This is a genomic window from Nocardia sp. NPDC057455 (genome assembly GCF_042802775.1).
Taxonomy (GTDB): domain Bacteria; phylum Actinomycetota; class Actinomycetes; order Mycobacteriales; family Mycobacteriaceae; genus Nocardia.
On record NZ_JBHVDM010000139.1, the window covers coordinates 1 to 11,992 of the forward strand.

Sequence of the window (11,992 nt, forward strand, 5' to 3'; positions counted from 1 at the left end):
TCTCGGGGCCGCGCGCCGCGGGCGTCACCGGTACCGCCGGATCAGTGCCGCGGCTTGCTGATCATGTCTTTGGCCCGGTCCATCATCGCGGCGAACGGACCGACCAAAACGTTCGCGGTGGCCGATTCCACGCCAGGATGCGGCCGGGTCGGCGCCATCGACTCGGCGAGCTCGACGGTTCTGCGCAATCGTCGCAGGGTCTCGTCGTCGAGTTCCGCCCGCAGCCGCGTGAATTCCTCCCGTTCTTCGTGGTCGGCATGCGCCAGCACCGCTGAGCGCAGTTTCGCCAGCCGAACCTGGAATTCCATCGAGCTGATGTCGAGTGATTCCATCTCGGCGAGCTGTTTTTTCGCCTTGTTCTCCTCTTCCAGCCGCGCATCGACGATGGACGCGCCATCGCCGAGTTCACGCCGGGCGCGCGGGTGGATGATCTCCTCTTCGGCGGTCTCGTGCACGGCCAGCAAGCGCCGCAACTCGAAGAACTTGCTCTCCCGCTCCACCGGATCGGAGGTGTCGGCGGTCTCGATGAACAGTTGCCGGATCCGGCCGTGCTGATGGATGAGGAAATCGATCGCGTCAGTGGTCGAGTCGATCGTGGTTGCCATAGCTGATCTCCCCTCGGACTGTCGGGTCGGCTGACAAACCATGTCCGTCGCGGCGGTACCCGGCAGCGTGCACGCGAAACCGCACGGCCGGCCGGTCAGTTGCCGGCGTCGCCCGCGATGGGAGCGGGATATATCGAGGCCGGCACACTGTGGCGCCACGGGCGGTGGATCTCCGAACCCGGTAGGGAAGCCAGTTCCGGTATCCAGCGCCGCACATAGTTCCCGTCGGGGTCGTAGCGTTCGGGGGTGCCGAGGGCTCCCCGGTACAGGCGCCCCACCTGCTGCCAGGTACAGCGGTCGCTCGCGGCGTCGGCATCGAGCAGCCACCGTCGGAAATGGTCGGCGCCGACTCGCCAGTCCACCCGCAGCGTCGTGGTGAGGAAACTGGCGGCGATCACCCGGGCACGTTCCGGCATCCATCCTTGCGCGGCCAGTTGCCGCATGCCCGCGTCGACGATCGGGTAGCCGGTACGACCGTCGCACCAGGCACGGACCGCGACCGGATCGTGCGCCCGCCGATCACGCGAGCGATCACCGGACCGCGCGACGCCGGCGCGCGCGGCGAGGAACTGGAGCCGGAAGTCGCGCCGAGCGAGCAGGCGGACGAAGGCGCGTCCGTCCGCCGTCGCCATGTCGGTGCGGTACGCCATCTCGGCCGCGGAAAGGCAACCGAAATGCAGGTACGGCGACAGACGCGCGCAGCCCTCCCGGGTGAGGTCGCCGCTGGACCGGTTGTGTGGCTGTTTCCGGTCGGCGGTGCAGCCCCGCCACAGCGCACGACCCGTGATCTCGCCGCCGACGGCGAGCTGCGGTGAGACAGCGGCGTCGCCGAGTTCGTCGAATCTCGGCACGGGATCACTGGCGACGCGCGGGACGATCAACTCTGTGGGTGTGTCCAGCGGACGCCGCTTGGGAGCTTCCAGCCACCGGCGAAAGTAGGTCGGGAAGTCCGGAACCTCGTCATCCTTGCCGTGCGCACGGCACTCGGACGGATCCACGGCGGTCAGGGTGGCCGAATGCGTGTGCAGCAAGCAGCTGCGTCGCGCCAGCCGTTCCCGCAGCGCTCGCGCCCGGCACCGGCCGTACCAGGTGGCGTCGTCGGCGATGTGGACGCTGTCGGCGTGCACCTGTGCCGCCACCTGATCCACCGCGTCGACATAGCCACCGCGCCGGATCACCAATTGCCCTCCGGCGCAGCGCAGTTCGGCATCGAGTTCGGCCAGCGCGGCGGAGAGGAAGCGCAGCTGGTTCCCGGCCGGGTGCGCACTGCCGACGATACGGTCGTCGACGACGAAGAGGGGAACCACGGCGGCACCCTCGCGCACCGCGGCCGACAGGACGGGATTGTCGTGCACACGCAGGTCACGAGTGAAAAGTGCGATTGTTACGGCCATTCGATGGTCATTTTCGACGACAGGCATCCGTCGCGATCGACGACGGCGGTATCGGACATTCGGCTGCTGTGCCACGCCGATGCGGGCGGGTATCGAAGTAAAGTTCTTTACGCCAATGCTGCGCGACGACCACTGTCATGTCAAGCCGGGCGGCGCAGCCGGGTCAGCGCCCGCGGAAGAGATCGGTGAGCCAGGGTTCCAGGTCGGCGCTGAGCGCCGTCAGATCCGGCGCGTCCGACTCGTCGAGCGCGTCGGCGGTGAGTTGGCGAACGGCGTAGACGACGCCCATGTACGCCGTGACGGACAGCAGCGGTAGCCGATTCCCGGCCACGGCCTGCACCAGACCGCGGATGTATTCGGCGAACAGCCGGATCGAGTTCCGTCTGCGCCGCCGGGCGGCAGGCCCGAGCGCGTCGATCTCTACTTGGTAGGCCCGGGCGACGACCAAGTCGTTCTGCAGGGAGCGAAGGTACCGACCGAGTGCGTCCGCGACGACGGACCGGTGATCTCGACCTCTGATGTCCGCGCGGGTCAGCTGGGTCAGCAGCACCTGGATGAAGCGGTCGTATCCCGCGAAGACGCATTCATCCTTGTTGGCGAACGCGTCGTAGAAGGCCGCCAACGAGACGCCGGCCCGCTTCGCGACGTCGGTGGGGCCGAATCCGGCGTAGCCGCGCGCGGCGAGCAATTCGGTGACGGCGGCCAGCAGCCGTTCCCGCTGCGCGGCCATCACCTGCTCGCGCCCGAGATTGTGCCTGCCGCGCGGCAATGCCGCCGGAAGCGTGAAGAACACTCCGTCTCGCACCGGAACGATCGATGCGTCGGCGTCGGCGGGCGCGGCGGACACCTCTGCAGACTACCGAGCCGGCCGTGGCCGACGCGCCCGGACCCGCGGACCCACACCGCTGCGCGACGGGAGGCGGTCACCTGTTTTCGGGCCCGGCGCGGCAGGGCGGAAACCATCATCTCGACGCCTGCCGAGTCCACTTCTGGCCGACCCTGGGTATCGGGGACGTCGCGCCGAGGACTCCGCGACCGATACCGGCGCGGCCCGCCCGCGCTCCTGGCATGGCCGCGACCGGCGGCTAACCGCTGGACGCGTCGGCAGCTCTGACATGGCCCGGAGGCGGTACCGTCTCCGGGCCGTGCGCAGTGGTCAGCCGAGCGGCAACTCCAGGCAGGAAGGAGCGCCACCCGGAGAACTGATGGTGATTCTCGCGCCCACACTGTTGGCGCTGGAGTACAAGGGGTCCAGGCCGTCGATGACCAGCATCAACCGGTGGCCGTCCAACACGTCGTAGGCCGCCGCCTGCAACTCCCACGAGACGGTGGCGGGCAGGTCCGACTCGATGGTCTTCGGCTCGTGCGTGACGATTCTCGCCGACCCGTCCTCATCGACATCGAGGAGGTAGGCCACCACGGTCGCCGACTCGTCGGTGCTGTCGACGGTCACCTGCAACCGAGGGATCCCGCGAATCTGCCGCGCTATCCCACCGCGCGCCGCGAGCAGCGGCCCCGTCGACCAGACCAGGGCATGTGTGCGGTCGATCTCGGCGGTTCGGTAAATCTTGGGATTGCCCGCCCATTCCTCCTGACCGGTCGCCATGAGCTCGTCCATGGCGACGACCTCGGGCTCCGCGCCGACGACGAAATCGCGCTGCCAACCGGAGGCGACATCGGGCGTCAGCGCGCCGTCACCGCCCTCGCGCTCATCGGTCAGCGTCAACGACTCGGTGTCGGTGGTGACGTCTGCCCACGACTCCTTCTCCTCGCGCCGCGCCGGTTCGACGATCACGTTCTGCCCGTCCCCCGCTGCCGGAGTGGTCACGTAGGTGAACATGACCTGGTTGCTGATCTCCGGCCACGTGTCGACACCGTTGTCCTCGTCTTTGAGGTAGTGATCGAGCCAGGCATACGCCTCGCGCAGCGGCACGTTCGGCCCGGCGCCGTGCGCGGGCGGAGCGATCAGGCCGGGGCCTTCCGGCGCGGCATGATCGCCGATCCACATGTTCAACCGTTTCGGTCGCGGGAGTTTCTCGAAGGTTTCCAGCACCTGGTTCACGGGGAAGAGGCCCTCGTGCCAGGTGTTGGAGAAGAAGGTCGGAATCTCGCGGGAACCGACGAAGCGCTCCGGTGCGCGATCGGTACCCCACTCGATCACCGGCTCCATGTCTTCGCCCTCGGCGAACTTCGCCAGAATTTCCAGCGCCTCTTCGTCGAACTTGTCCGCCTGCGCGCCGCCGGTCAGGCCGATCAACGCCTGGACGGCCTTGAGGTGGCGAGTGGCGTTGTCGTACATGCTGGTGGCGAGGTTGCCCCAAGTGCTCATGGCGACGACGACATCGACTCGTTCGTCCTCCGCGGCGACGAGCTGGCTGATGCCCGACCCGTACGACTCCCCCATGAAGGCGATGCGGCTGGGGGCGAGTTCGTCTATCGCGTACGTGAGCACGGTCGACCCATCGACGCGGTCGCGCGGACCGGCGACATCGACAGTGCCTTCGGATGTGCCGAACCACGGCACGTTCGTCCCCGGTAGGGCGGACAATCCGATGCCGCGTGGCGTGTAGGCCAGCACGTGATAGCCCTTGGACGCGAGCGTGAGGTAGGCATACTCGAACAGCGGCCACCCGAAGGGCGTCCATCCGGCGGGAAAGACCACCAGCGGGCACGGCCGGGTCGTGGTCTGCCGCAGCATGTGCGCCGACAGCCCGACCCCATCCGACGCCTCGATGCGCGGGAACGTCGGCACCGCCACGTTCAGCGCCCGGTCGACCAAACCCGCCACCTCGCCGGGCACCAGCCCCTCGCCACTGCGGTTGCGCACCGCGGTCACCAAGTTCGACGCGAATTGCACTGCCTCCGGGCGGACCTGCCCCCGCGCGTCCCAAGCTCCCTCGACGGCGATCCGCGAGAGCTGTTCGGACGTGGTCCCGACGATCGGATCTCGTTGCGACATAGACGTCATCGACCCTTCCTGCCAATTTGCTGCGAAATAGCGGACCGCCGCAGACTGACACGGTATGCGATCACCTGTCCCGGGATTCGGCGATGCGTTCTCCATTCGCAACAGGTCGATGACCAGCGGAAACATTGCAATATTCGACCAGTCCGCTCGCGTGGGGCGCTTTCGGAGCGCTCCGCATGGGGCGCCGCCTCGGCGAGGCCGGACCGCCCGATACGTCGCGGGCCGCGCCGCACGCTGCTAGCTTCCGGGCCGTGGATGACTTCTCACGCTCCTGGGCAGCGTTGCGCACGGCGGTCGGCGACCTCTCGGACGAGGATTTCGCGCAGCCGTCCGGCTGTACCGGCTGGCTCGTGCGAGACCTGGTGTGCCACTTGATCATCGACGCCCAGGATATCCTGATCACCCTGGTGACCCCGGTCGATGCCGAACCGACGCGCGACGCGGTGACCTATTGGGAGGTGGCCGATACGGCACCGACCGGCGACCACCCGCTCGACGCGCTGATCGTACGGCTCGCCGCCGCGTACCGGGAACCAAGGTTGCTGAAGATTCACTTCGAAGACGTCGGCTCCGCCGCCGGACGCGCGGCCGGACTCGTCGATCCCGGCCTGCGGGTCGGCACGCGCGACGAGGTCCTCACCGCGGGCGACTACCTGTCGGCGTACGTCCTGGAGAGCACCTTGCACCATCTGGACCTGATCGCACACTTACCGGGCGCGGCCGAGCCGCCCGCGGAGGGCCTCGGCCGGTCACGCGAGATGCTGGAGAAGGTCGCCGGAGCGGCGTTCCCCAGCTCGTTCTCCGACACCGACGCGCTGCTGGTCGGCACCGGACGACGCGCACCGACCGACTCGGAGAGAGCCGAGCTGGAGGAACTGGCCGCGCGACTTCCTTTCGTGCTCGGTTGATCGTTACCGAGCCTCGCCCCCCAGTTTGACCGGCACGGACAGCGGGCCGATGGTGAAGAAGGACGGCGAGTACGGGATGTCCGCGGGGTCGATGGCGAGTTCGAGCTCCGGCAGCCTCCGGTAGAGCGAAGCGAGCGCGAGCCTGCCCTCCAGGCGGGCCAGACCCGCGCCGATGCAGTAGCGCGGCCCATGGCCGAACCCGAGATGTCCACCCCGCTGCTCGCGGGTGATGTCGAACTCGTTCGCGGTTTCGCCGTACTCGGCGGGGTCGATCCCACAGGCCTGGTAGGCGACGCCGACCGCCTTGCCCTGGGGAATGGACACGCCGGCCACGGTGACGTCCGTCAGCGTGAACCGCCAACTGGTCATCATCACCGAATGCCGGTATCGCACCGTCTCTTCGACCACGTCGGCCCAGCGGTTCTCGGCCTTGGCCAGGGCGAGCTGATCGGGGTGCCGCGACAGCGCCAGGATGGCGTATCCGAGCATGTGCACCGTGGTCTCGTGGCCGGCGACCAGCATGATCCACAGAACGGCGACCAGTTCCTCGGCCGTCAGCTTGTCGCCCTCGTCGCGGGCTTGCACCAGGCCCGTGGTCAGGTCGTCACCGGGCTCCCGCTGCTTGCGGTCCGCCAATTCGTACAAGTACAGCATGAGCGCGTTCTGCGTCGCGAACGCCTCTTCGGGCGGAGTGGTGTGTGCCAGCAGAGTCGCGGTCCAGCGACGCAGCCGATCTCGCTCGTGCTCCGGCACCCCGAACAGTTCGCAGATCACCGCCATCGGCAGCGCTTCGGTGAAGGTGGGCACCAGATCGACGCCGTCGCCGGCCGCCACCACCTGATCCAGCAACCGGTCGATGATCTCTTGCACGCGCGGCTCCAGCGCCTGCACCCGGCCCGGGGTGAACGCCTTGCTGATCAGGCCGCGAAGCCGCCGATGGTCGTCGCCGTCCTTGGTGGACAGGTGATCGCCCTGCACGATGGCGCGCAGGGGCCAGTCCTCCGGAATCGAACCGTCGTACAGGGCCGGCCAGTGCTTCGGATCCCGGGCGAACGTCTTGTTGTCCCCGGCGAGGATCTCGCGCACCGCGTCGTGGGTCAGCGCCAGGTAGGCGGGCACCCCGCCGGGGAACTCCACCTCGACCACCGGCGCGATCTCCCGGAGCCGGATGCAGGTGTCCAGCAGATCCTCGTTCGGGGCGGGGAAAGCGGGCAGGCTGGTTGTCATGGGAATTCCTCTCTGCGCGTGAACCCTTCAGCCGTCGTGACGACGGTCGTGCACGAGTATCACGGCGAGGTCGGCCGATGAGCCGAGCAACGGACCGATCCTGCCCGCAACCAGAACTCGTGCGGCGGAAAACGAAATTCCGGACTTGTCGGACGGCATGCGTCCCTGGTCCCGGCAGTAGCGATGACACCGCGACCGGAGTGGACCGATCCGCTGAACGGCCGAGCGCCGGTGGGGTGGTTAAGGTGGCGGTGTTCGGATATGTCGGTGGGATCGGCCGGGAGGAAGTTGTGGAACCGAAGACGGCGCTGGGGCGCACCGTGCGAGCGGTGAACGCCGGGGTGGCAGCGCTCCTCGACGTGCCGCTGATCGGGAGATTGCTGGGCAAGGGATTCGTAGTGATCACGTATGTGGGGCGGCGGTCCGGGCGGACATTCAGCACGCCGGTCAACTACTGGCGAAAAGGGGATGAACTGGTCATCGGAGTCGCGATGCCGGACAAGAAGGCTTGGTGGCGAAACTTTCTGGATGAGGGCGGCCCGATCACGCTGCGCCTCGACGGCGCGGATCGGCGCGGACATGCGGTAGCGCGGCGCGACGAACGCGGGCGTGTCTCGGTGAAGGTGCGGCTGGACGACGCGAGCTGATCGCCGCGTCTCCCTCACCAGAAGCGCATGCCAGTCGCCGACTCCTGACGACGTCGCCGTGGCCGGTGCAGCGGCGGCCCATTCGGATGAGGCGTCAGACGCTCGCGGCCGGCTTCGACTGGGCGATGATCGCGGCGCCCATCCAGCGTCGTAGATAACGCCGCAGATCGCCCTCGCCGCGAGGTGGGTTGCCGGGCGAGATGAAAAACGACTGCATCGTCCGCAGGACGTATTCGACGAGCTCGTGCAGCGACTCGTCGTCGTAACCGTATCGCTCCCACTGCACGTCGAAGCGTTTGATCATCGTCATTCCGAAGGCTTGCGCCTCTTCGGACGTCAGGCTTTCGGGGTGGACGTTCGAGTAGGTACTCGACAGCAGGATGCCGAGATGGGGCGTACGACGCACCTCGGCCAGGGTGTACACCACCCCCTCGGTCATCGCTTCCACGGCGTCCTCGATACCGCTGACCTGCTGTGTGAGCCGATCGAGAAAGCCGTCGACCGACGCGATGGCCGCGGCCGTCATGAGCGCATCGGCACTGGGGAAGTATCGGTAGACCGTCTGGCGGATCACGCCCAGCGATTCCGCGACGTCGGCGATGCTGATCTCCGACCCTGTCCGGCCGATCAGATCGACGGCGGCGGCGACTATACGACGAGACGCTTCCTCGTCGTCCTTCGGCGGGCTCCCGCCCCACCCGCGCCTTCCTGCCACTGCCGCTTCCTCGACTCGACGCTTGTCGCCTGCGAACCCCCTGATCAGATGGCCTGCCGACGCTCCGGATCAAGGGCTCGACGGTATCACAGAGCGTCGTCGTCACCCGTCCGGCGGATCGAGCATCAATTCTGATCATACACATAAGCCGTTCTGTGTATGATCACCTCCAACGCGGGCCGGTGGTCTCCGTGCGATGCCGCCGGACCGTTCGATTCCGAAAGACGAGGTACAGCCCAGTGACCGATCTGCAAGTCCGGAAAATGCGCTTCGCGTTCGCGGACTACGACGTGCCCTTCCTGTGGAACGAGGAGAATCCGGCCTTCTCGTCCATGGCCAATGCGGTGTCCTTCCTGGCGATCGGCTTCGAGAAGATGATCGTCAACATGATCCGGGAGGCCATGCCCCTGATCACCGACCCCGCAGTCGCCGAGGAAGCCGACGCGTTCGTGCGTCAGGAGGGGCAGCACTCCACCGCCCATCGCCAGCACGCCAACGCCTTGATCCGGCGGTACCCCGGGCTACAGGAGACGCTCAACGAAGTGATCGGGGAATTCGACCGCCTCACCGTGGACACCCCCGTCGAATACCGGCTCGCCTACACCGCCGATCTGGAGGCGACCTTCACGCCGGTGTTCAAATTGATGCTCGACAACGACTCGACGTTGTTCCGACCGGGAGACGACCGGGTCGCGTCGCTGTTCATCTGGCATTTCGTCGAAGAAGTCGAACATCGCAGTTCCGCGCTGATCATCTTCGACTCCGTGGTCGGCAGCGACGTGTATCGGATGCGCATGGCGCCGTCGATCTTCCGTCACGTGCTGAAGGTGATCAGGCTGGCCTGCGCGGGCTTCAACGAGCACGTCCCACTGGAGGAGCGGAAGGTGGACGCGTTGTCGATGTTCGCCTCCTACCGGCGCAGGCAGAAACTGCGCGCGTGGTTGCCGTTCCTGCAGGCGCAGGACCACGGTCCGATGCCACGGGCATTCGACCACCTTCCGCTCGGTGAGCAACTCGTCGCGTTGGTGGGCATCGTTCGCAGCCAGCTGCCCAGACACAACCCCGACCACGAGAAGCTGCCCGCGCTCGCCGACGTGTGGTTCCAGCGCTTCGAGGCCGGCTACGACGTCTCGCACTGGTACACCGCCGACACGGTCGCCCCTTAGGAGCCGGACCGATGGCTGATCATTGCGCACCCACTTTCGACCGGCTCGCCACAGCGCTCGGCTTCTCGTGCGAGGAGGCGGGCGGACTGGCCGAGGTGCGAAACCCCTTCGCATTGGAGAACTGGACGCTGCCCGTTCTCGAGATCACGATCGTTCTGGGCGCGGTACTCGCGCTGATCTATGCGATCGTGCGGTTGCGCCGCCACGGAGATCCCACCAACCTGGTGCTCTGGTTCGGCGCGACCGCATACCTGTTCATCATCGAACCCCCGCTTTACTTCCCGGCGGCCTTCGGCATCGACGCGCACGTCGACACGATGTTCGCGCACAACCTGTTCACCGTGGAATTCCTCTGGGGCCGATTACCGCTCTACATCGTCGCGATCTACCCGTTCATGGCCACACTGGCCTTCGAGATCGTCCGGATGCTCGGCGTCTTCCGGCAGCACGGGGTCCTCATCGGGTCCGCGTGCGTGGGCTTCGTCCACCATGCCTTTTATGAGATCTTCGACCATCTCGGCCCGCAGCTGCGCTGGTGGGAATGGTCGATCGACAATCCGATGAACCAGCCGATGTTCGATTCGGTGCCGCTGCCGAGTGTGGTCGTCTTCGCCGCCCTGTGGCCGATGTCGCTGGCGTTCTGTGTTCAATTGTTCGTCGGCCGCCACGTCGACCAGGGGCAGACGTTCTCCGGGGTGCAATTGGTCTGGCGTACGGTCCTCATCGGTGTGCTGGCATCGTTGGGCACGGCGGTGTTGCCGATACCCGCCACGGTGTTCGGCATGGGTAGTACCACCGTGCGCGGAGTGCTCTACGCCGCCGAACTGGTCGTCGTCACCATCGTCGCCGTGCTGATCCTCACCCGCCGATGGCTCCGGCTGCGGCGAGACGGCACGCCCTACACGAACGACTTCGTCCGCATCTACAGCGTGGTGTATTTGGGCGTGATGGCGTTGCTCTGGGTCACCGCACTGCCCGATTTCTTCGGCGCCGTCGATGGCAGGACGAGCCAGGGAGATCCCATCGGCAATCTCTGGTACACGCTCGCCTGCTTCGTTGTCGCGATCTTCTGCGTGATCGCCGTGTTCACGGTGCCACGGAGGATGACAGCGGACAGCGCTGCTGCTCCCGCTCCGGAAACAGCTGTGAGTCCCACGGCGTAGCGAGTCGGCGAGGAGGCGGAGCCGCCGGTAGCGGCGGGCGCGACCGCCGTGCCACGCGGTCGGCGGGGCCGGAGTGTGACGCCCGGCTCGCCCGGGATTTTCCGGGCCCGCGCACGGGTTGTACGTGGGGCCGATATGAGGAGGTCATGTGGCACGGGAGTACAACCGGAATCCTGCGGCGGTCGCCGCCCTGTCCCCTGAGCAGTACCACGTCACTCAGGAGAACGGGACCGAGCGGGCGTTCACGGGCGAGTACTGGGACAACCACGAGCCGGGCATCTATGTGGATGTGGTGTCCGGCGAGCCGTTGTTCGCCTCGGTTGACAAGTTCGACAGCGGATCGGGTTGGCCCAGTTTCACCAAGCCGATCGAAGCCGGGAACGTGGTGGAGAAGCGGGACTTCAGTCATCTGATGGTCCGCACCGAAGTGCGTTCCACGCACGGGGACAGCCACCTCGGGCATGTGTTCACCGACGGCCCCCGTGCGGCGGGCGGCTTGCGGTACTGCATCAACTCGAAGGCGCTGCGGTTCATCCACCTCGACGACCTCGAGGCGGAAGGCTACGGGCAGTACAAAACTCTCTTCGCGAAGGAGGAGGCGTGACCGACACGCGGAAGGCCATTCTGGCCGGTGGATGCTTCTGGGGCATGGAGGACTTGATCCGCAAGCAGCCCGGGGTGGTGTCGACGCGCGTCGGCTACACCGGTGGGCGAAACGACCACCCCACCTACCGCAACCACCCGGGCCATGCGGAGGCCGTGGAGATCGTCTACGACCCGGCCCGGACGGACTACCGGCAACTGCTGGAGTTCTTCTTCCAGATCCACGATCCGACGACGAAGGACCGCCAGGGCAACGACATCGGGACCAGCTACCGTTCGGCGATCTACTATCTCGATGACGATCAGAAGCGAATCGCCCTGGACACCGTCGCCGATGTGGATGCCTCCGGCCTGTGGCCCGGCAAGGTGGTCACCGAGGTGACCCCGGCGAGCGAGTTCTGGGAGGCCGAGCCGGAGCATCAGGACTACCTGCTGCGCTACCCGGACGGCTACACCTGCCACTTCCCCCGTCCGGGCTGGAAACTGCCGAAACGGCAGACCACCCCGCAGTAGGCCGCGATCGCGGCGGGTCGCGACCGGTGACCCGCCGAGACGTCCGAACGCACAGCATGCGACTGCGCCACCACGCCCAGGTC

12 protein-coding genes are annotated in these 11,992 nt (G+C 66.9%); 6 read left to right on the forward strand and 6 right to left on the reverse strand.

The window, feature by feature from the left end; genetic code table 11:
• Nucleotides 1-41: 41 nt before the first annotated feature.
• The 4 genes from ACFU5M_RS32505 to ACFU5M_RS32520 form a co-directional block, all read right to left on the reverse strand.
• A complete protein-coding gene (locus ACFU5M_RS32505) occupies nt 42-605 on the reverse strand; it encodes a hemerythrin domain-containing protein (protein ID WP_379055093.1) in 564 nt (187 codons plus the stop codon).
• 95 nt (nt 606-700) lie between these two features.
• The gene (locus ACFU5M_RS32510) at nt 701-1,999 is read right to left on the reverse strand and encodes an FAD-binding domain-containing protein (protein WP_379055095.1); all 1,299 of its coding nucleotides are present in this window, start codon (nt 1,997-1,999) and stop codon (nt 701-703) included.
• 163 nt (nt 2,000-2,162) lie between these two features.
• Nucleotides 2,163-2,846, reverse strand: a complete 684-nt coding sequence (locus ACFU5M_RS32515; protein WP_379055097.1) for a TetR/AcrR family transcriptional regulator — start codon at nt 2,844-2,846, stop codon at nt 2,163-2,165.
• Between the two features lie 309 nt (nt 2,847-3,155).
• Nucleotides 3,156-4,967 carry a CocE/NonD family hydrolase gene (locus ACFU5M_RS32520; protein WP_379055099.1) on the reverse strand — a complete coding sequence of 604 codons (1,812 nt, stop codon included), beginning with the start codon at nt 4,965-4,967 and terminating at the stop codon, nt 3,156-3,158.
• A gap of 251 nt (nt 4,968-5,218) precedes the next feature.
• Here ACFU5M_RS32520 and ACFU5M_RS32525 point away from each other — a divergent pair, with 251 nt between their 5' ends.
• Nucleotides 5,219-5,875, forward strand: coding sequence for a maleylpyruvate isomerase N-terminal domain-containing protein (locus tag ACFU5M_RS32525; RefSeq protein WP_379055101.1), 657 nt, complete (start codon nt 5,219-5,221; stop codon nt 5,873-5,875).
• A 3-nt stretch (nt 5,876-5,878) separates the two neighbouring features.
• Here the strand turns inward: ACFU5M_RS32525 and ACFU5M_RS32530 are convergent, their stop codons facing one another.
• A complete protein-coding gene (locus ACFU5M_RS32530; RefSeq protein ID WP_379055103.1) occupies nt 5,879-7,102 on the reverse strand; it encodes a cytochrome P450 in 1,224 nt (407 codons plus the stop codon).
• 308 nt (nt 7,103-7,410) lie between these two features.
• On the opposite strand from ACFU5M_RS32530, the gene ACFU5M_RS32535 reads away from it, so the two are divergent.
• Nucleotides 7,411-7,749: a nitroreductase/quinone reductase family protein gene (locus ACFU5M_RS32535; RefSeq protein WP_379055113.1), complete on the forward strand. Its 339-nt coding sequence runs from the start codon at nt 7,411-7,413 to the stop codon at nt 7,747-7,749.
• A 94-nt stretch (nt 7,750-7,843) separates the two neighbouring features.
• On the opposite strand, the gene ACFU5M_RS32540 is transcribed toward ACFU5M_RS32535, so the two are convergent.
• Nucleotides 7,844-8,464, reverse strand: coding sequence for a TetR/AcrR family transcriptional regulator (locus ACFU5M_RS32540; RefSeq protein WP_379055105.1), 621 nt, complete (start codon nt 8,462-8,464; stop codon nt 7,844-7,846).
• A gap of 239 nt (nt 8,465-8,703) precedes the next feature.
• Between ACFU5M_RS32540 and ACFU5M_RS32545 the strand changes: the two genes are divergently transcribed.
• The 4 genes from ACFU5M_RS32545 to msrA all read left to right on the forward strand — a co-directional run bounded on the left by ACFU5M_RS32545 (nt 8,704) and on the right by msrA (nt 11,909).
• On the forward strand, nt 8,704-9,630 hold the full coding sequence (locus ACFU5M_RS32545; RefSeq protein WP_379055107.1) for a metal-dependent hydrolase: 927 nt from the start codon (nt 8,704-8,706) through the stop codon (nt 9,628-9,630).
• A gap of 11 nt (nt 9,631-9,641) precedes the next feature.
• Nucleotides 9,642-10,793, forward strand: a complete 1,152-nt coding sequence (locus ACFU5M_RS32550; protein ID WP_379055109.1) for a hypothetical protein — start codon at nt 9,642-9,644, stop codon at nt 10,791-10,793.
• Nucleotides 10,794-10,941: 148 nt separating this feature from the next.
• Nucleotides 10,942-11,397, forward strand: a complete 456-nt coding sequence (gene msrB, locus ACFU5M_RS32555) for a peptide-methionine (R)-S-oxide reductase MsrB (RefSeq protein WP_379055111.1) — start codon at nt 10,942-10,944, stop codon at nt 11,395-11,397.
• A gap of 44 nt (nt 11,398-11,441) precedes the next feature.
• Complete coding sequence (gene msrA, locus ACFU5M_RS32560; protein ID WP_379055115.1) at nt 11,442-11,909, forward strand: peptide-methionine (S)-S-oxide reductase MsrA; 468 nt, start codon at nt 11,442-11,444, stop codon at nt 11,907-11,909.
• Nucleotides 11,910-11,992 lie beyond the last annotated feature (83 nt).